At 59.9% G+C, this 20,247-nt stretch carries 18 protein-coding genes; 10 read left to right on the top strand and 8 right to left on the bottom strand.

Annotated elements, in window-relative coordinates; genetic code table 11:
* Positions 1-174 precede the first annotated feature (174 nt).
* The 9 genes from IPM39_00650 to IPM39_00610 all read left to right on the top strand — a co-directional run bounded on the left by IPM39_00650 (position 175) and on the right by IPM39_00610 (position 10,665).
* Positions 175-2,478 carry a PD40 domain-containing protein gene (locus IPM39_00650; GenBank protein MBK8984585.1) on the top strand — a complete coding sequence of 768 codons (2,304 nt, stop codon included), beginning with the start codon at positions 175-177 and terminating at the stop codon, positions 2,476-2,478.
* 15 nt (positions 2,479-2,493) lie between these two features.
* Positions 2,494-3,768, top strand: coding sequence for a M23 family metallopeptidase (locus IPM39_00645; GenBank protein ID MBK8984584.1), 1,275 nt, complete (start codon positions 2,494-2,496; stop codon positions 3,766-3,768).
* Positions 3,768-5,066, top strand: a complete 1,299-nt coding sequence (locus tag IPM39_00640) for an amidase (GenBank protein ID MBK8984583.1) — start codon at positions 3,768-3,770, stop codon at positions 5,064-5,066. Before IPM39_00645 ends, IPM39_00640 begins: the two co-directional genes overlap by 1 nt.
* A gap of 157 nt (positions 5,067-5,223) precedes the next feature.
* A complete protein-coding gene (locus IPM39_00635) occupies positions 5,224-5,694 on the top strand; it encodes an ATPase P (GenBank protein MBK8984582.1) in 471 nt (156 codons plus the stop codon).
* Positions 5,695-5,828: 134 nt separating this feature from the next.
* Complete coding sequence (locus IPM39_00630; GenBank protein ID MBK8984581.1) at positions 5,829-8,285, top strand: GAF domain-containing protein; 2,457 nt, start codon at positions 5,829-5,831, stop codon at positions 8,283-8,285.
* 106 nt (positions 8,286-8,391) lie between these two features.
* Positions 8,392-9,621, top strand: coding sequence for a hypothetical protein (locus IPM39_00625; GenBank protein ID MBK8984580.1), 1,230 nt, complete (start codon positions 8,392-8,394; stop codon positions 9,619-9,621).
* Between the two features lie 93 nt (positions 9,622-9,714).
* Positions 9,715-9,903, top strand: coding sequence for a hypothetical protein (locus IPM39_00620; GenBank protein MBK8984579.1), 189 nt, complete (start codon positions 9,715-9,717; stop codon positions 9,901-9,903).
* Positions 9,897-10,217 carry a DUF456 domain-containing protein gene (locus IPM39_00615; protein ID MBK8984578.1) on the top strand — a complete coding sequence of 107 codons (321 nt, stop codon included), beginning with the start codon at positions 9,897-9,899 and terminating at the stop codon, positions 10,215-10,217. Before IPM39_00620 ends, IPM39_00615 begins: the two co-directional genes overlap by 7 nt.
* Before the next feature lie 139 nt (positions 10,218-10,356).
* The gene (locus IPM39_00610) at positions 10,357-10,665 is read left to right on the top strand and encodes a hypothetical protein (GenBank protein MBK8984577.1); all 309 of its coding nucleotides are present in this window, start codon (positions 10,357-10,359) and stop codon (positions 10,663-10,665) included.
* A gap of 69 nt (positions 10,666-10,734) precedes the next feature.
* On the opposite strand, the gene IPM39_00605 is transcribed toward IPM39_00610, so the two are convergent.
* From IPM39_00605 to IPM39_00595, 3 genes are read right to left on the bottom strand one after another with little or no spacing between them, the layout of a single operon-like run.
* Positions 10,735-11,727, bottom strand: coding sequence for a M42 family metallopeptidase (locus tag IPM39_00605; GenBank protein MBK8984576.1), 993 nt, complete (start codon positions 11,725-11,727; stop codon positions 10,735-10,737).
* 58 nt (positions 11,728-11,785) lie between these two features.
* Positions 11,786-12,823, bottom strand: coding sequence for a M42 family metallopeptidase (locus tag IPM39_00600; protein MBK8984575.1), 1,038 nt, complete (start codon positions 12,821-12,823; stop codon positions 11,786-11,788).
* Positions 12,820-13,905 (bottom strand): M20/M25/M40 family metallo-hydrolase, encoded by a 1,086-nt coding sequence (locus IPM39_00595; GenBank protein MBK8984574.1) that lies wholly within the window; start codon positions 13,903-13,905, stop codon positions 12,820-12,822. Before IPM39_00595 ends, IPM39_00600 begins: the two co-directional genes overlap by 4 nt.
* 34 nt (positions 13,906-13,939) lie before the next feature.
* Between IPM39_00595 and IPM39_00590 the strand changes: the two genes are divergently transcribed.
* Positions 13,940-14,362, top strand: a complete 423-nt coding sequence (locus IPM39_00590; GenBank protein MBK8984573.1) for a hypothetical protein — start codon at positions 13,940-13,942, stop codon at positions 14,360-14,362.
* Positions 14,363-14,543: 181 nt separating this feature from the next.
* On the opposite strand, the gene IPM39_00585 is transcribed toward IPM39_00590, so the two are convergent.
* From IPM39_00585 to IPM39_00565, 5 genes are all read right to left on the bottom strand, one after another.
* Entirely contained in the window at positions 14,544-16,412 is a 1,869-nt protein-coding gene (locus tag IPM39_00585) for a maltodextrin glucosidase (GenBank protein ID MBK8984572.1), read from the bottom strand.
* A 23-nt stretch (positions 16,413-16,435) separates the two neighbouring features.
* Complete coding sequence (locus tag IPM39_00580; protein MBK8984571.1) at positions 16,436-18,262, bottom strand: hypothetical protein; 1,827 nt, start codon at positions 18,260-18,262, stop codon at positions 16,436-16,438.
* A gap of 35 nt (positions 18,263-18,297) precedes the next feature.
* Positions 18,298-19,032 carry a hypothetical protein gene (locus IPM39_00575; protein ID MBK8984570.1) on the bottom strand — a complete coding sequence of 245 codons (735 nt, stop codon included), beginning with the start codon at positions 19,030-19,032 and terminating at the stop codon, positions 18,298-18,300.
* 96 nt (positions 19,033-19,128) lie between these two features.
* Positions 19,129-19,629, bottom strand: a complete 501-nt coding sequence (locus IPM39_00570) for an SHOCT domain-containing protein (protein ID MBK8984569.1) — start codon at positions 19,627-19,629, stop codon at positions 19,129-19,131.
* 67 nt (positions 19,630-19,696) lie between these two features.
* Positions 19,697-20,194: a DUF1269 domain-containing protein gene (locus IPM39_00565; protein MBK8984568.1), complete on the bottom strand. Its 498-nt coding sequence runs from the start codon at positions 20,192-20,194 to the stop codon at positions 19,697-19,699.
* Positions 20,195-20,247 lie beyond the last annotated feature (53 nt).

Below are 20,247 nucleotides of genomic sequence, written 5' to 3'. Positions count from 1 at the left end.
ACCGGGCGCTGCATCCCAGAATAAGTTGACATATCCTTGAGCCATGCTACACTGAATGGCAAGATGGTCGAGCGATTGAGACGGGCTGGCCGGTCGTTCTGGGCTTTGCTCTTATTTCCCTGGCAGTTGATTGCGCGTCCGCTGGCGAAACCAGGTCGGTGGATTTTTAGATCTATGTTTCGCCCGGTATGGCTTCGTTTGCGTCCGCTTTTCCTCTGGTTTTGGCGTTTTTGGGGGCGTCTGGGGCTGGCTTTACGCAGCTTGCTCACCTGGATTATTTGGAAACCTATCTGGCTGCTGACTATGCCTTTTTGGCTGCCCCTCGGCTGGCTGCACGAAGGGCTGCGCGGCCGGGTATGGCCGCCAGTGAAGCGCTTTAGCGGCCGTTTAGGGTTGGCAATGCGCAACCTGCTGTTCTGGGTGGTGTGGCGGCCGCTGCTGTTTGTGGTGATACGGCCGTTTCGCTGGTTCATGCGCCGGGTGGTCTGGGCTTTCCTGGTCTGGTTGGCCGCCAAGACGCGCCGTCTGTGGTTGGCCGCCTGGCAAGCCACCGCGCCGCGCCGTCTGAAATGGCGGCGACGTTGGGCGTCGCGTTGGCTGGTGTACCGCGCCCGGCTTCGGGTATCGTTTCACCGGCCCAAACCACCGCAAACGGCCGTCATCGCCCCGCGCCAACCCCGGCATACCCCACCCAATGCCCACGTCGTCCGTTTTGTGACCGCTTTTGCCAGCATCGCCATTGTCCTCATCCTCAGTTTTGCCACCTGGCAGGGGCAGCAGCCAGACCGGGTATCGGCCGGTGATGGTCTGTTTTTGCCGCGTGTGGTCATTGCCACCCCCTCGCCCATGCCGGTCACGGCGACGCCAACGCCGCGCCCCACCATTGACGTGCGCCTGACCCCCTGGCCCACCCCGGATCCTATGCAAACGGGCGGCGCGCTGGCCTTTACCTGGCAGCGCCAGGGCAACAGCGATATTTACCTGCTGCCGGTCGGCCAAACAGAACCCATTCGCCTGACGCAGCACCCCGCCGAAGACCGTGACCCGGCCTGGAGTCCCAACGGCCGTCAACTGGCCTTCACCTCCCGCCGTGACGGAAACTGGGAAATTTACGTCTATGACCTGGACGACAACAACCTGCGGCGCATCACCAATCACCCTGGTTTTGACGGCGGCCCCAGTTGGTCGCCAGATGGCCAATGGCTGGTCTACGAGGCTTACCGCGCCGATAACCTGGATATCTACATCATCAAGGCCGACCTCAGCGAAGGCCCTTACCGGCTGACCGAAAACCCGGCCCCTGACTTTGCCCCGGTCTGGTCGCCGGGCGGGCGGCATGTGGCTTTCACCAGTTGGCGCAGTGGCAACAAAGACATCTTCATGATGTCGCTCAACGAAGTGACCGACGAGGCGGCCGTGAACCTGACAGCGTCGCCGGGCAGCGCTGAAGAGGGGCCGGTGTTTTCGCCAGACGGCCGTTTCCTGGCCTACCATGATCAAAGCGCCGGATTCCCCCTGTTGTATGCTGTGCCCTTAAACGAAAGCTATCGCGCCGCCGGCCAACCGGTCAGCCTGGGGCAGCAGGGGCGTCATCCGGCCTGGTCGCCCAACGGCGAATCGTTGGTTTACGTGTTTGACAAAGGCGCGCAGAGCTTTTTGTTGGCCGGCAGTCCGGCAGGGTGGAGCGCCGCGCCACAGGCGTTTGTGGCCGACGGCCGTTTAGATGACCCCGCCTGGACTTCTAATCCCATGACCCCGGCCCAGGCCGACAACGCCGCCCGCTTCGACAGCCAATATCCCGACAAACCGCTCTTCACCGAAGCCCTGGCCCCACCGGAAAGGAACGGGCCGCCGGTTGTCTTGTTTGAGATGCCTATCAACGCCCCATCGCCCTATCTCAGCGACCGCGTGGACCAATCTTTCCTGGCGCTGCGCCAACGTCTGGTGACTGAAACCGGATGGGATTACCTGGCCCGCCTGGACAACATGTTCGAGGCCATAGACGACAAATCTACCCCAGGCCAAAGCAGCCGCACCTGGAACAAAGCGGGGCGCGCCATAGACCTGGCCTACCGCGACGCGCTGACTTTTGAGCCGCAGGTGGAAGTGGTGCGCGAAGACGTGGGGTTGGAGACATATTGGCGCCTGTTTTTGCGGACGACGGCGCAGGATGGCAGCCAGGGGGAACCGCTGCGCGATCTGCCCTGGGATTTCCGCGCCCGTTTTGGCGATGAACCGCAGTATTATGACGCCGGTGGCGTCTTGAAGAACAACATTCCGACCGGTTATTACGTGGATTTCACCTATCTGGCGGCCGATTATGGCTGGACGCGCACTCCGGCCGCCGACAACTGGCGCACCTTTTTTCCCGGCATTGCTTTCTGGCACTACGAAAATCGGCAGAACCTCACCTGGGAGGCAGCCATGTTGGAAATTCATCCAGAAGCCTTGTTCCGCCAGACCTTCCCCGACCGCTAGGCCATGAGTTAGCCCATGACGCTGCCAGGAAAACTGAACCCAGAGGCGCAGGGGCGCAGAGCAAAGTGGTTTGTCCGGCCTGCGCTGCGCTGGTTTGTCTGGCTGGTGCTGGTGGGCGGATTGGCCGGCTGTCAGTCTGGCGAGGATGTGCCTGTGCCTACGGCCGTTCCCCTGGCTGTCGCCCCCAATGCGCCGGCGGGCAGCACGGCCGTGTCTGCGCCTTTGTTGCTGGATGAAGGGGTGGCGATAACGGCCGTTGCCCCCATCGATCCAGACGCCATGCTCGTCCCCACACCCGAAGGCAGCGGTCTGCGCCCCGACCAGGCCCGGCAAAACTTTGTGCGCGACGCCGGTCCTGCCGCGCGTGACGCCGCCGAGTGGCGGCCGCCGCTGATGCCCGCCCCCCTGGCCATCCACCCTGACGACCATTACTGGCTCACTCGCCCCATCCCCTCCGGCTATCGCAACTACGACCTGGAATGGTATCCCTTTGGCAATGACGTACAGGCGGCCAACATCCCGCCTTACCGCATTCACCACGGCCTGGACTTCCCTAACGAGACCGGCACACCGGTATTGGCCGCCAGCAGTGGAACCGTCGTTCATGCCGGCTCCTTTCCCAGCCCGAACAACGGCGTCAATTATTATGGCAACACCGTGATTATTTTGCATGATTGGCAGTGGCAGGGCAAGGACGTCTTTACGCTGTATGCCCACACCCTGGAACTGTTTGTGGCCGAGGGCGATACGGTGGATCAGGGGCAGGTCATCGCCGGGGTGGGTAGTTCTGGTGAAGTGACCGGGCCGCATCTGCATTTTGAGGTGCGCGTGGGCCAAAATAATTACGCGGCGACGCGCAACCCCATGCTCTGGCTGGTCCCTTACGAGGGTTGGGGAACCCTGGCCGGGCGGCTGGTGGACAAACGCGGCCGTCCCATTACTGGCGCGCAACTCATCTTGCAGCCACCGGGCAGCAGCGAAATTTTGCGCCAGCAAAGCACCTATGCCCTCACCGTTGCATCCGACGAGGTGTGGCGGGAAAATTTTGTGATTGGCGACTTGCCGGCCGGGGAATATGTGCTGCTGCTGACGGTGAATGACGTGACCTACCGCCGCGAAGTGACCATTCTGCCGGGCCGCACCACCTTCGAGATTGTCTCCACCGAATTTGAATATGACCCCACACCGACGCCGCTGCCGACACCCACGCCTCTGCCCACGCCGTTGGATAACGGCGACAGCAGCCCACCGCCGGAGGCCACGCCGACGGCCGTCCCAGGAGAAGGTTAATGCCCCATCCGTTGGACGCCCCAACTGACATGGCAGCGGCGGCGCTGCGTTCCGGGCAGTGGCCGCTGCTGGATTACCTGGCAGCGTTGGAAGCGCGGTTTGCCGAACGGGAACCAGAAGTGCTGGCGTTTGTGCCGGAAGACGGCCGTTTCGCCCGCCTGCGCCACCAGGCCCAACAATTACTCGCCGCCTACCCAGAACCGGCGACACGGCCGTCGCTCTTTGGCCTGCCGCTGGCGGTGAAAGATATTTTCCACGCCGCCGGGTTTGTCACGCAAGGTGGCTGCCAACTGCCGCCCCATCTGTTCCAGGGGGATGAAGCCACCAGCGTGCGCCGTTTGCGGGCGGCCGGGGCGCTCATCGTGGGGAAGAGCGTCACCACCGAGTTTGCCTATTTTGCCCCTGGCCCCACGCGCAATCCACATGATCCTGCCCACACGCCGGGCGGTTCTAGCAGCGGTTCGGCGGCGGCCGTGGGCGCGGGTCTCAGCCGGTTGGCGTTGGGCACGCAAACCATCGGCTCCATCACTCGGCCGGCCGCCTTTTGCGGCGTTGTTGGCTACAAACCCAGCTACGAGCGCATCTCGCGCGACGGGGTGATTCCTTTAGCGCCGTCATGTGACCACGTGGGCTTGTTTGCGCCGGATGTGGCCGGGGCGGCGCTGGCGGCGGCGGCGCTGGTGGATGGGTGGCGGGATACGGCCGCAGCCCATCCACCGGTCTTGGGCATCCCCGAAGGGCCTTATTTGGAACGCGCCTCGCTGGCCGGGCTGGCCCATTTTCGCGCCACCTGCCAGCGCTTGTTAAACGCCGGATTCCCCGTGAAATCCATCCCCGTTATGCCCGATTTTGCCGACATTTTCGCCCGGCACACCACCATCGTCGCCGCCGAAGCGGCGCAGGTCCATGCCGCCTGGTTTGGGCAGTATGCCCACCTCTACCACTCCAAGACGGCCGAATTAATCCGGCGCGGGCAGGCCATCCAACCGGATGAATTGGTGGCTGCCCTGGCTGCGCGGCCACAGTTCCGCGCCGATTTGCAGCGGGTGATGGATGAACAGGCGGTGGATGTGTGGCTGTCGCCGGCGGCCGTTGGCGCGGCGCCGGCCGGGCTGGACAGTACCGGCGACCCGGTGATGAATTTGCCCTGGACCTATGCCGGTCTGCCGACGTTGAGCCTGCCGGCCGGGGCGAACGCTGCCGGTCTGCCGCTGGGGCTGCAACTGGCCGGCCGTTGGCAGGCTGATGAGGCGCTGTTTGCCTGGGCGGTGCAAATCGAAAAGGTATTGGCTGGCTGAACGCCAACCGGCTTGTAACGCAGGCGTTGTGGGTTTATAATTTAGGCAGCAAGTTGTTACCTTTTATTAGGCAGTTGTCTTGTCATGTCGCGCGATCAATTCAGGGAAAGCTGAATCTGTTTTTCCTCCGGCTGGATTGATGGACTACCCTTAACAGATGATACAAATTGACGTTCCTGGCGATAAGGTCTACCAACTGGAGCATTTGGTTCTGGATTATAATGGCACGTTGGCTTGTGACGGCCGTCTGTTACCCGGCGTTGGTCAGCGTTTGGTGGCTTTAGCGAAGCACCTGAAGGTCCACGTGCTGACGGCCGATACCTTTGGTACTGCCGGCAATGAATTGGCCGGGATTCCCGGCCACCTGACGACGCTGCCGCCTGGCGATCAGGCGGCCGGCAAGCAGGCCGTTGTACAGGCATTGGGCGCAGACAGGGTGGTGGCGGTGGGCAACGGCCGTAACGATCAATTGATGCTGGTGACGGCCGTTTTGGGTATCGCCGTAGTCCAGGAAGAAGGCGCGGCGGCGGCCACCCTCATGGCCGCCGATGTGGTGGCGCCTTCCATTGCGGCGGCTTTGGATTTGCTGTTGTGGCCGCTGCGCCTGACAGCAACGCTGCGCGTTTAGCCGCCAGAAAACCGGGATTATTCACGTTTCCTTGACAGGTGAGAGAGAATCTTCTTGTAAACTAACGCATAGAACAGAGGGGTGTTGCCTGGCGCAGTCGCTGCATTCGCCAACGCCAGCACAAGTAGAAGCGCATGTCAGAAGAAAACGCAAATCTAAATACAGACGAACTGCGGGGCGAGCATCTTGCCGGCCTGGAAATTATCATCCCGGAGGTGAAATATCGCCCGATACCTTATGATCCGTCTACGCGGGAATTGGAGAGTCGGCCGATCTGGCGGATTCGTCTGGACCTGGCGACAGATCCGCAGCGCCGTTTAGGTTTCGACATCAATGGCGAAGTGGTGTTGGGCCGGGACTTGGATGAACCGAATGTCATAGACTTGAAAGCGTTTGACGCCGGGAGCATGGGCGTCTCGCGGCAGCATCTCTTTTTGCGGCCCACCGCCACCCATCTGTATGCCATTGACGTGGGCAGCACCAACGGGACCATGCGTAACGGCCGTTCCATTGGCGTTAAAACCCCCTACGCGCTGGCCGATGGCGACATATTGACGTTAGGCCAGCTCCGTCTCATTCTCCACATCATCGAACGGCCGCAATATTCTACCGGCTCGTTGGAGCGCAAAATTGACCTGGCCGATGCGATGACCGAAATCGCCAAGTCTATTACTTCCCAATTAGACCTGGACGAAGTGCTGAATCAGGTGGTCGAAGCGGCCATGACACTGACCTCGGCGGGGGACACCAGTATCTGGTTGGTGGATGAGACCAGCGGCGAACTGTTTTTGGAGGCGCAGCGCGGCATTGAAGATGAAGCCATTAAACGGCTGCGCCTGCCTATTGACAATGAATCGTTGGCCGGTAAGGTGATTCAGACAGGCCAGCCGCTGCGCGTTTGGCGACAGCCGGGTGAAGAACAGATTAAAGTAAAAACCAATTATCTGGTGGAGGCGCTGGCTTACGTGCCCATTACCCTGGGTGGGGTAACGTTTGGCGTGTTGGCCGCCACCCACCGCCAACCGGGCAAACGGTTCGATCGCCGTGATGAGCGCCTGCTGACGGCGATTGCCGATTTTGCGGCCATTGCCATCCAAAATGCGCGAGTATACCAGGCCACCGATGCGGCATTGGTCCGGCGCTACCAGGAATTGTCGGCGCTGAACGAGGTGGCGCGGGCGGTATCGGCTTCGCTGGACCTGGATAAAATTTACGAGGTTCTGATAGAGCAGGTGAACAAACATTGGCCGGTGCAGGCGGTGCTGCTGTGCCTGGTGGATGAATCGGGGCAGCATCTCAAACCGTTCCAGGGGCATATGGGCGGCAAAGACACCAGGCCATTTGCCATTCGTGATGGCATTATTGGCCGGGTAGCCCAGAGTGGTCAGGCGATTATGACCAATCAGCCTCAGACGCATCAGGCGTATCATCCAGCGGTGGACAGCGTGATGGGGCGTGCACCGGAGACAATGATCAGTGTGCCGCTGCGCGTGCAGGACCATGTGGTAGGTGTGCTGACATTGTTTAACAAGGCCCAGGGCCTGTTTACCAAAGATGATCTGAGCCGCCTGGAAACATTTGCCAATCCGATGGCGACGGCCGTTGGAAATGCCCGCCTCTTTAAAGAGTCAGAACGCCAGCGGGCGGCCATTCAGGCGACGGCGCAAACGCTGCCCCAACCCCTGCTGATCCTCGACGATTCCGGCAGCGTGCTGATCGCCAATGAAGCCGCCAATCGGCTGCTGCAAACCCACATGGCCCAGTTGTTTGAAGGCATCAGCCGGGGCGTGGGGCGGACAGATGAAATCAAGATTGGCGAACAGATTTTTTTGGCAACGGCCGAACACCTGCCAGATGTTGGCACCATCGCCGTGATGCAAGATATTACCTACGTCAAGCAGTTAGAAGCCGACCGTTCAGACTTTTTCCACATGCTCTCCCATGACCTGAAAAATCCATTGACGGCCATCACCGGCTGGAAGGCGCTGTTGGAGCGAACCGTGCAGTTGGATCAGCGATCAGAACGTTATCTGAACCAGATCGGCGTGGCCGTAGACCGCATGTTGGAGATGATCGCCCAATTGTTGGACCCGTTGACGCAGGAAGCCGCCATGCAATTGGTGCGCCAACCCTGTGATTTTACCGAGGTGGTTAGTCGGGTTCTGAAAGATATGTCGGGGGCGGCGCTGCACAAATCCATGACGCTGCGGCCGACCATTAGCGGCCAGCCTTATCCCATTTTGGCTGATGAAAACCGTTTGTATCACATGTTGCTGAACCTGGTGGAAAATGGCATTAAGTATTCGCCGCGTCATACAGAACTGGCCGTGCTGGTGAATTATTCTGACGAGGGTGTGCTGATTCGGGTGTTGGACGAGGGGCCTGGCATTCCTGAGGCTGACCTGCCGCATATTTTTGACAAGTATTATCGGGGGGCAGCGGCCAAGATGCAGCCGGGATCGGGTGTGGGGCTTTCGGCCGTGTGGGGCATTGCGCGGGCGCATAATGGGTCGGTGGCGGTGACGAACCGGCCGGAGGGTGGGGCGGAGTTTATGATTACGCTGCCGGCCGCCTTGCGGTATGGTGAGTAACTCCATGTCGTAGGGAAGAACCCTTTGTTGTTCCTGGACGCCACCACCTGCCTCAGTGAGAGCGCCGCTTGTCAGCACGGCCGTTCCGCTTTACAATCCGCTCACGATGAAGCAATCACAAGTAGATGTCGTTCAGTTACAAAAACGGGACCCGGCCGCATGGACGGCCCTGCTGCGGATGGACTTAGAGGATGAGGCGGTGGTGGTAACGGCCGTAACCGCCGAACCCATCCGCATCTCTCCCAAAGGCCATTATCAGCGCCACGTCAACCGCTACATCCTCACCCTCGAAGACTACCCCGACCCCATCACCTTCATCGGCAAACTCACCAACCGCGAAGAGACCATCTTTTTTCAGGAACTAAGCGACCACCTGCCAGACCTCACCCCGCGCTGCCTATTCGCCCACCTGGACCACGACCATGGTTGGCTGGTTCTGGAAGACGTGCCCAACGACTATCCCGCCGCTGCCTGGACGCCCACCGACGCGGAAGCCCTCGTTGAACAAATGGCCGGTCTGCACGCCTTCTTCTGGCAGCGTGAAGAAGATTTGCTGCGGCTGAAACTGCCCCACTTCATCGAAGGCAAAGAATACACCTGGGAAGAACTGCGGCGCAACCAGGCCGTTTACTTTGAACAAGGCCCGGCCGCCATTCTTTCACAGCACGCCATCCACAACGGCGGCCGTCTGGCCCCCACCCTGCTCTCCGCCGCCAATGGCCTGACGGTAATTCGCAGCCTGGGTGGCTGGCCTGGTATCTTGGGCGAAAGCCATATGGACGCCGTAGCCGACCTGTTAGACGACCCGGTTCCCATGCTACAGCCGCTCAAGCGGCTGCCATCCACCCTCTTTCATGGCAATCCCCACGCCCACCATTGGCATCTCTCCCTCATGGGTGATTACCGCCTGCTAGATTGGCACGATCTGCGCATTGGCCCCGGCCTGATAGATGTGGTCAGCTTCATGGAGCAGTTTGACCTGCTCTATGAGAATGACAACCGCTCGCAAATCATCATCCGGCCCGAGCGATACATCACCGACGAGACAATGATAGATAGTTATCTGCTCACCATGTCGGCGCGCCTGGGGGCAGAGTTCGATGCGCGGGCGATACGCCAGGCTTTACCTGCCGCCCATTGTTGGCACGTTCTTTCCAGTTGGCTGCCTCATTTCGCCAATTGGTTTTCCGACATGCCCAATAAATACACCTGGCAAAAAATCAACCACATGAGTGATGAGCAGTTGGCCGGAACTGTGTTCCACTCTATCATCCACTTTCGCCCCTATCTTTCCGGCGTCTTCAACCGCTTCTTACACGCCTATAAAACACTTTAGCCAACTATACGTATAGGTTTGGAGTGTAGAGTGTAGAAGACCCTGCTCAATTCTCTAACTCTATCTCTGGCGATCTCTACAGGAGTATATCGTTTGGCACTCATTGCTGATTCATTATTTTTTGGCATTATCGTTCTGTTGATGATTGTCGGCTTAATAGGGGTTATCGTGCCCATTTTGCCCGGCATCTTCATGATCTGGTTGGGGGTGGCCGTTTACGCCTGGCGTGATGGCTTTGCAACCCTCAGCATTGGCACGTTTGTGTTTATCTCCTGGTGGTGATCTTTGCCGGGTTGTCGGACATCTGGCTGCCTATATTTGGGGCGCGCAAAGTGGGGGCAGCCAAGCGCACCATCCTCACCGGGCTTCTGGGGGCCATCCTGGGGTCTTTTCTCATCCCGATCCCCATCTTTGGCACGATCATTGGCTACGCGCTGGGTGTGCTGTTGGGCGAATACCACAAACGGCGCGACTGGGAAGCCGCCTGGCGCGCCAGCAAAGGCGGGTTGGCCGGATGGGGTATCGCCACGGCCATTCAATTGGTTGCTGGCTTATTTATCATCATTATCTTTGCCTGGGCTGTGCTGGTTGGGTAGAGGGGTTGGTGGGGTTAGCTAGTTGGCGGTGTTGGCTGGTTAATTAGCCAACAAACCAATCCGCTAACGAGTAAACCTCCTTCACAAATCTATGAATACAGACTTGTTACAAACAATTGGGCTTTATCTGGCGGGCGCGATGGGCTGCGCCCTGATGCTGGCTTTGATGCTGCTGGTTTATGTGGGGCTGATGGTGCGGCGCATTGACGTGCCGCCCGACGCCGATTTTACGGAGACGCTGCGCCATACGCCCTTTGTGGTGGTGCTGCTAATTGACCTGTTGGATTTTGGGCTGGATTTTTTGTCGGCCCCGTTCGCCTGGATCATTTTGGACCGGCTGGGGCTGAAGGCGCTGCGGGGGTTTGCGGCCGTGGAAGGGCTGCTGCCCTTCACGCAGGTGATTCCGACGATGACGTTGTTTTGGTTGGGAGCGCGTTTTTTGCGCTAAGTGGGCCGTCGTGGGCAATGGATCAAACGTCAAACGTCCGACCTTCTTCGGACGTTTGACGTTTTCATTTCAATACGTGATGGGGTTGGCTAAAATCTCTATCAACAGGCGCACGCAGCTTTCCACGTCGTTGGCGTCTACGGTTTCGCTTTGTGAGTGGACGTAGCGGCAGGGGATGGAGATGCAGCCGGCCGCCACGCCACCGTTGGCAATTTGCATCGAGCGGGCGTCGGTGGTGCCGCCATCTAACACTTCTAGCTGGTAGGGGATGTTGGCCGCTTCGGCGCGTTGTTTCATCAGGCGTACCAGGCCGGCGTGGGCGATCATGCCGCTGTCTTTGACTTTGATAGCGGCGCCTTTGCCCAGGCTGATGGCCATGGGGCGGGCTTCGGGCATGTCGCCGGTCAGGGTAACGTCCAGGGCAATACCAACGTCGGGGTCCAGGTGATTGGCGGCGGTGGTGGCTCCGCGTATGCCCACCTCTTCTTGCACGGTGAACGCAAAGTGGACCTCGTGGGGTGTGCTGTGAAGGCGTTTCAGGGTCTCAATGGCGACAGCGCAGCCAATACGGTCGTCCATGGCTTTGGATGTGAGGCGGCTGCCCTGGGACTGGAACGGCCGTACAAACCCCGCCGCGTCCCCTACAGCCACCGGACAATCTTCCGGGCTGCTGGCGCCTACGTCAATGTAATGTTTGTTCAGCGGATGAATTTTGCCCCGGTCGTCAATGCGGTCGCTGCCAATGACGCCGATCACCCCGTTGGCAAACTGCACCCGGCTGCCCATCAGGTTGTGTGGCAGCACGCCGCCAATGTTGGTGAAGCGTAGAAAACCCTCTTTGGTGATGTGCGTCGCCATCACCCCAATCTCGTCCATGTGGGCGGCAATCATTACTTTCAGGCCGCTGCCATCCCCTTTTTTGGTGGCGATCAGGTTTCCCAGAGCGTCCACCCGGATTTCATCGGCATAGGCTTCGATTTCCGGCCGGATCAAATCGCGCAGCCCATCTTCAAATCCCGAAGGGCCATAGGCTTCTACCAGTTTTTTGATTAGTTCGTTCATTTGTTCCTCCAGAAGGATAGAGTGTAGAGATGGTGTGGTCTGCTGTTTTACTCCGCACTCAACTGCGTTGTATCAGGTTCGGCGTCAGGCTGCGTAAGGTGGCCTCGGCCAGTTTGACGACGTTGGCATAATCGTCCAGGTTGATCATCATGGTGGGGGTGTGGGCGTGGCGGCCAGGCACGGCGATGGTGGCCGCGGGAATGCCGGCGCGCGTTTTTTGAATGACGGCCGTATTGGTCCCGCCACCGCCCGGCTGCCGAATCTGGAAGGGGATGTTGTTGGCGGCGGCCGTGCGCGTGATGTGCGACACCAGGCGCGGGTCCTGAATGGTCACGCTGTCCATCACATAAATAGACGGTCCTTTGCCCAGCGCCACGTTGGGGCTGACATCGTTGTCATTGGGTAAATCGTAGGCCGGGGTGCATTCCAACACCAGGGCGGCGTCTGGGTTGACGCTGTAGGCAGCCACTTGCGCGCCGCGCAGCCCCACTTCTTCTTGCACAGAAAAGGAAGCGTACAGGTCGAAAGGATACGGCCGTGCCCGCAGCAGTTCCACCAATGCGGCGCAGCCGGCCCGATTATCGAATGCCTTACCAACGGCCGTGCGGCCCAACTCCTCATACTCTGTCACAAAGGCGGCATAATCGCCCACCTTCACCTTGCCGTTGGCCGCTTCTTTGTTTTTGGCGCCGATGTCAATGCGCATCGCGTCTATTTTTACCACACTGTGGTACTGGTCGGCTTTCAGCAGGTGGACTGGGCGCGCGCCGATGACGCCAATGACCTTGCCAGGCCCGATCTGCACCATTTTGCCCAACAATGTGCGGTCATTAAAGCCGCCTACCCCCTCAAACTTAAACGTGCCGTTGCTTTCCACGTCGGTGATCATCAACCCCACTTCGTCCATGTGGGCGTCCACCAGAATGCGCAGCGGCGATGCGCCCGTCCCTTTTTTCAGGGCCAGCAAGTTGCCCAGTGCGTCTACGTGCCACTCGTCCACATAGTCGGCGATGAGATCGCGGATGAGCCGCCGCACTTCTTTTTCATCATTGGCGACGCCGACAGCTTCGGTGAGATTTTTCAGCAGTTCGTTCACGATTTGTCTTCCTCCATCATGGCCGCCGTAATTTTGGGGATAAATTCGGTGTCGAGGCGGATGATGAATTCGCCCAACAGCCGACCGGTGCGCTCGACATCTTTTATGTCTACTGATTCGACAACGGTGTGCATGTAGCGCAGCGGAATACCTACCAGACCGGTAGGGATGCCGTCACGAGCAATTTGCAGGCCGAAGGCGTCTGTGCCGCTGTAACGGCTGTGGGTCCCGGTGTTGACGTTCATTTCCAGGCTTTCGGCGGCTTCTTGCAGCGCTTTGTAGATGCCGGGATGGACGTTGGGGCCAATGTCCAGGGTTGGCCCGCTGCCTAGTTCAAAGGTGTTCTCGTCGTTGGTGGCAGGGCCTTTGCCAAAGGTGACGTCTATGGCGATGGCCGCGTCTGGCCGCTGGCTGAAGGCGCTGGTGTAGGCGCCCAGCAGGCGGGTTTCCTCCTGGGCGGTAGCCACGGCGACTACGTCCCAATCGTGAGTACGGCCGTGCAAATACTCCAGGCAAATGGTGACGGCGGCCACCGAAGCGCGGTTGTCCAGCGCTTTGCCGCTGACTCGCTGGCCCAACAATTTGCGCAGCGGCTGGCGGAAACTGACATAATCGCCGATGGCGACGTTGGCGGCCACTTCGGCCAGCGGTAAACCCAGGTCTATGACCAGGTCTTCATAGCCGTAGGCTTTGTCGCTGCGGTCATCGGGCAGCAGGTGGGGGGGCAGGCAGCCAATGACGCCGGGCAGTTCTTTACGGCCGTGTACCGTCACCAACTGCGCATAGACCTGCCGCCGGTCTATGCCGCCGACGTTGGTGACGCGCAGAAAACCATTGCCGCCCTGCTCGACAACCTGGGTCACCATCAGGCCAATTTCGTCCATGTGGGCGGCTAACAGCAGACGGGGGCGGGGTTCGGGGGCACGGCCGTGTTTAATGGCTATCAGGCTGCCTACCCGGTCGGTGGTGACAGCGTCGGTGTATGGCTCCCATAACTCTTGCACGATGGGGGCGATTTGCGCCTCATAACCGGATGGCGCGTCGGTCTCGCATAAGGTTTTTAATAATTTGAACGTGTCCATGAATTCTCTCTAAGGTTAACTCTCTGGGGTTGACGTGACGGTTTCGGTAGGTGTTTCGCTGGGCGTTTCCGTCGGTGGGATAGGGGTGGATGTGGGCGTTTCCGGCGTTGGCGTCGTTGTTGCTGTTTCTGTGGGCGCAGCCGTAGCCGTTTCTGTCTGCGTGGCGGTGGGGCTGGCCGTCTCGGTAGCTGTGGGCGTAAGGGTTGGCGTGCCGGTGGCTGTGGCCGTTTCGGTGGCCGTCGGTGTGGCCGTGGTCGTGGGGGTGGTGGTGGCCGTCCCGGTTGGCAGCGCCGTGGGCGTGAGGAATTGGGTGGGTGTGGGCAGCAGCGTGGCGGTGGCCGTGCCGGGCGTGACGGTGGTCGGTGGGGTGAGGCTGGCAACGGCCGTTGCCGTGCTAAACAGTGTGCTGGTTGGGGTGGGCGATACAACCGCCGGCAATGTCGGCGGCAGGCTCTGAAGGCCACCTGGCGGGGCTAACGTTAGACCCGCAATCCCCAAACAGTAGAATGGCAATGTCAGTAAAGCGATCCCAGCCAGGATAATAATTGTACGACGACGCGAATCCATGCAGCTCTTTTGTTCACCGGAAATGAGAGGATGATAGTAGACAATTGCCTAATTGACAAATGAAAAAGGCGTCAAATGTCGCCGCAGCGCCACAGGGTTGCGCCCTGGGGCAGCGCATCAAGCATGAGATGTCCGTCGGCCACCACAGCCGCCTGCCCGGTAAAGTGTTCGATGAACGACGCGCCGTTGTCCAGGCCACCGTGGGCGATGGGCAGCCCGCCGGCCGGTCGTGGCCTCTGGCTGCGCTGGAGGATGATGAGGAAACGGCCGTTCACCCCCTCTCGCTGATACGCCAACAAATCATCCTCCACTGCCAAAATCTGGAAGCCGCCGTTTTGCAGCGCGGCCGATTCGCGCCGCAGCCGCATCAGCTCCTGGTAAAAAGCGCGCATCTCGTGGTCCCAGGCCGCCTCATCCCACACCATGCAGCCGCGTGAAGCCAATTCTGGCGTGTCGGCCATGCCGATTTCGTCGCCGTAATAGACGCAGGGCACGCCGGGGAAGGTGAACTGCGCCATTACCGCCAGCCGGTGCAGCGCCACATTGCCCTGTAACTGCGTGCGTAAGCGCGGCGTATCGTGGCTGTTGAGGACGTTGAACTGCTGTCGGGCGATTACCCAGGGAATGTGGGCCAGATAATGCTGCCAGGTAGCGGCCAACGCGGCCGTCGGCCAGGGCGTGGGCGAAGTGATAGATTCGGCCAGGCCATGCGCCCCTTGTTTGTAGTCGGTCAGCCAGGCCAGCAGAGGCGTTGCCAACCCGGTGTAGTTCATCACGCCGTCCCACTGGTCGCCTTGCAGCGTGGTGGTAGCGTCGAAGAAGTTTTCGCCCATCAAATAGGCATCTGGGCGGGTTTCTTTGACGGCGCGGCGGATGCCCTGTACCACTTCCTGGCCGATTTGCGTCTCGCCCTGCCGGCCGAGCATGTTGGCGACGTCTACGCGCCAGCCATCGGCGGCAAAGGGTGGGCGCAGCCAGCGGCGGAAAACGGCCGTCTCTCCCTCATACATCCGGCGGCGCAGTTCCGCGCTGCGGTAATTCAGCTTGGGCAATATCCACACCCCCAGCCAGGAAGCATATTCATCGGGATGGTTGGTGAAGGTAAAAAATTCCGCTTCCGGGGCGGCGGGATTGGCGCGAGCGGTCTGGAACCAGGGATGCCAGTAGCCGCAGTGGTTGGGGACCACGTCCAGAATGTAGCGCATGGCGCGGGCGTTTAGCGCCTGGCGTAGGGCAGCCAGCGCTGCATCGCCGCCGAAATGCGGGTCAACATGGGCGTAGTCGGCTACGTCGTATTTGTGGTTGGAATGGGCGGTGAAGACCGGCGTCAGATACAGGGCGTTAACGCCCAAATCTTGCAAATAATCCAGTTTGTCACTGATGCCGGGCAGATCACCACCATAAAACACCAGTGGGAAAAGCTGGTCGGGCGGCGGTGGTTCGCCCCAGGGGTAGGTCTGGGGGCGACGGCCGTTAAATTCGTACTCGTCGGGCCGGGGGTTGGTGGCCGGGTCGGCGTTGTGGAAGCGGTCGGGGAAGATTTGGTAGAACACGGCCGTATCCAACCACCCAGGCGTTTCATAATCGGCCAACAGGCAGAAGTCGGTGGCGTCTAAGGGGATGTGGGCGGTGGGGCCAACGGCCGTGTAAAACCACACGCCGTCGTCGGCCTCCAGCACAAAGCGATAATGAAAATAGGGCTGATTCACCGGTGTGCTGATTTCCCACCAGACAGATGGCAGTTCGGTTTCGCGGCGAAGCATGGGCCCCAGGGCTTGTTCGCCATCGGGAAAGGTGCGCAAGAAAACGCGGCGCAGCGGCGCGTCTTGTCCCACGCGCAGGCGCAGCCTGATTTGCTCGTTGATCCGGGGAATCGGGGTCGAGACGTAGCGGCCGGAACCATCGTGGTGGACGGTTTGCAGCCAGTTGGGTAGAGTCATGGTTTGCATTGTACTGAACATTACTACTCGTTAGACGGCCGTACCACTTCTACATCCGCCATGAACAGCGCGCCGCTGGGCGTTTGGTCGAACACCAGGGCAATCTCGCGGATCTGGCTCAGGTCTACCCCGGCGAAGCCGTTCAGCGGCAGGCGGAGGGTGGTCAGGGGCACGAGGCCGGAGAACGTCTGGTTTGTTCCTTGCACCGCGACATCCACCATGACGCCGGGCGGGAAGCGCAGCGCCGGTTCATCTGGGCGCGTGGCTACGCTGGCGCTGGCCCCGCTGTTGTCTGTTAAGCGCACGCTGAAAGCCTGTGGCGCGTCAGCCGGGTTCAGCGGCGAGGCGGGGTCAACGGCCGTGCGTAAACTCAGAGCCGTGTAACCGCTCAAGTCCCCATTCCCGGCCGGCACGGCGAAGCGCAGCGCCGCGCCGGCTGTTTCCCAACTCAGCACCACATGGCCTGGCTGGCCGGGGACGGTGACGTAATTGCGGCGGCACGGTTCACTGCCCGGCAGCGAAACGGAACTGTAAAAGCCTTGCGGGCAGAAATGGGTGTCTAGCCCATCTGCGGCAACAGCGCCACCAAGCAGGTGGGTGGTTAGTTCCTCTGCCGCCGCCGGCAGCAGCAGCGTTTGCCGGTTGTCGGCGGGCGACAGGGCGGATACAAGGGCCGGCAGCCCGGTGACGGCCGTCACTGCTGGCGCCGTAACGTCCATGCCCAGGCGGGCCAGCAAATCTACCCGCGTGGTCTGATTCTGGCCGAAAACGGCCGTCAGGAACTCAGTCGTATACCGGTTCAACCAGTCGCGCTGCACCGCCGCTGTTAAAATCGGTTCGCAGTCTGGCCTTTCCCATCGTCCCATGGCGTCATCGGCCAACGTTTCGTTGAAATAGTTGTGATTGGCTTGCTCTAACCAGACGGAGGTGGCCCAGGTATTTTGCCCCAGCGCCAGGCGCGTCACGTCGTAGAACAACTGCCCATCTTGCCCCACCACGTCCCCATCGCAGGCCGGCAAAATCACCGACAGCGGCACCGGCGACGCCTCCGGCATGTGGAAGACGACAGCCGGGGCGAGCAGCAGCAGACCATCTACCGGTCCATACCCCAGGCGGTCAAAAGCATCGGGGGCGGCCCATCCCTGCTCGGTGGCCAACCAGAAAGCGCCTTCGCCGCCGCGCGAGTGCCCGATCAGGACCATACGACCGGGGTCGGCGCGGCCCTCTAGCGGGACGCCAAATTCATTTGGACCACCGGCCGCTGCTTGTGCCAGAGCGCTCAGGTGCAAATCCACGATCTGTTGCAGCCGTTCGCCCGCGTCCGGTTCGCCAAAACCGAAGGTATTCTCGCCGTTGATGTTGAGGGAGAGTCCCACGTAGCCTTGCTGCGCCAGGTGACTGACCAGGTAAGCAAAGCCCCGGTAATTGGCGCGCTCATCTTCGGGGGCGCAGGGCCAGCGGTCTACATCCGTCTCGTCAACCGGGCAGCCGGGATGGGTTCCATGCAGGATGACGACGATGGGATAGGGGCCATCGTCGCCGGCCGGGACGGCGATGAGGCCGTTCAGTCGTACCGGCATGTTGCGGAAGCGGCTGTCTTCAGGGAAGCGTTGTTGGACGATGGTTGTTTCGCCGAGGTTGTATTCCACCGCGGTGGAATAGTTGTTGACGGCCGTTGTGGTTGGGGGCACGGCCGTTGGGGCGCTGGTTGGTTCAATGGAGGGCACGGCCGTTGGCGTGATGGTCGGTTCGGTTGAGGGTACGGCCGTTGGCGCACCGGTTGGCGCGGCGCAGGCCGCCAACAGCAGCAGCACAATAGGGAACAAAAATTGTTGCAAGCGTTGTCTCATGTTCTTTTTCTCGAATGGTAAGGGTGATTTTGCAGCTATCCGCCCAGAGGGATGGCGATCAGGACCATGGCCAGGGCGATGGCTGCCAGCGCCAGACCCGTTCGCCATGGGTTTGTGCCAGCGTGTTTGCCCCAACTATAGCCAATGGCAAACAGAACGAGGAACGACACGATATTCGACAGGCGGATGGACAGATCGGGTTGATTGGGCAGCAGCACAAACGGGATCAATGAGGGCAGCACCGCCAGGACGGCCACCAGCACAGACCCCAACGCCCCGGCAATATCTTCGCTTTGTAAACCGACGGGTTGTGGACGGCCGTCATACAAATGCTCTAGCATATCCAGATAAAGCATCTGCCGCTGGTCTTCATTCGTTATCGGCTCCAGAATAAAGTCTAGTTCATCAGCAATCACCGCCACGCCCTCCTCTTGTGTTGGCGCAGACTGGATTTGTTGCAGCAGGCGGTGTCGTTCGCTGCGCTCAAACACCGACATCAACGCATACATGATGCCGTCTATGAGGCCCCAGGCCACCGTGGCCCCCAGGGCAGCTATGATCAGATCATTGTTAAAGTCAGCCGAAGCCATTGGGCTAAGATTGTCGTCCAGTTTAAGGATTCTGAAAGCCAGGGTAAACGTGAGGACAATCAGAATGCTGAAAATTGCTTCCGAGAGCAAATCAATCGGGTCGAGCAGGCGTCCCAGGAAGTTTTCTTTAGGCGTTGCCCCCGGTTTCGCCCGGTAATGGGATGTTCTTCTAGCAGACATAGTTACAAAGAGATGCGACGCACTGGCAACAGTACGCCGCACCTGAAAACCAGCCTCCGAGGTCTCGCAGACCTCGGAGCTATATATAACCGGACCCTAAAGCCCTAACAACTGCTTTTTCTTGGCCTCGAAGTCGTCGGCGGTGATGATGCCCATATCGCGCAGTTCAGCCAATCGCTTCAACTCGGTGATATAGTCTGGGGCCGCTGCGGGCGCTGCGGCCATCGGAGCGGGAGCCGTTGGCGCGGCGGCGGCGGTTGGCGGTTCAGCATCGGCCGATTCGATGGCCGCCACCTCGGCATCGGTCAACTCTTCGGTGTCAATTTCCAGATCGTTAAGCGCTTGTTCCAACTGATCTTCGGTCAGGTCTTCCGGCTTTTTACCCGTGTGTTGTTCGATGCGTTGGGCGTCTTGTTGGCTCATCTTAATCGCCGAACCGGTCGCACCGACGGCAATAGCCACCATGCTCCCGGCCAGCAAGATACGTCTGCGCCGCATCCGAATACGCCGCCGCTGGGCGCGCCGAACAGTGCGTCGGGTTCCGCGGCCGATTCCCGCACTGCGACCCAGGCTGCTTCCTCGTCGTCTCATGATCATCTCCTTGCCTCAAACCCTTAGAAGTTCAACTTCTTCTGAGAAGTTGAACTTCTATAACGGGCTTTGCCTACCCTTCGATCTCATCTGCGCCAAAGGCTTCGCGCAGTCTGGCTTCAGCCTCGTCGGAGAGGGAGGTTTGCAGCACTTTGGCGTTGAAAGAGCTGAGTTCGGGCAGCACCTTGTCGGCGGTGACTTTTAACACCAGCAGAAACAAAGCGGCATGTCCTGGTTCGATGGCCGCGCCAACTTCTTTGATAAAGTTGTCGTCTACGCCAACGTCGGCGAATTTGCCGCTTAATGCGCCGCCCAAAGCGCCGGCGGCCATGCCCAGCCAGGGCGCAAAGAAGAGCAGCCCAATCAACATGCCCCAGAATGCGCCACCCAACGCGCCGGCGCCCACCAGGCTGTGAAGCTGCTTCACTTTGGGTTTGCCGTTTTTGTCACGGATGACGATGGCGGCGTCGGCCAGACTGATGATCTGCTGTTTTTGCATATCCAGCAGTTTGTCGCGCATCTGAAAGGCACTGGCTTCGTTGTCAAACGATAAGACGATTAAATCACTCATTGTCAATCTCCTTTTGGTATGTCTTTGCGTGTATCCAATTGTATGAAAAGGAT

The sequence above is a fragment of the Candidatus Leptovillus gracilis genome, from assembly GCA_016716065.1.
Lineage (GTDB): Bacteria > Chloroflexota > Anaerolineae > Promineifilales > Promineifilaceae > Leptovillus > Leptovillus gracilis.
Note: the sequence above shows the minus strand (reverse complement) of the source record. Positions and strands in the feature narration are given on the sequence as shown.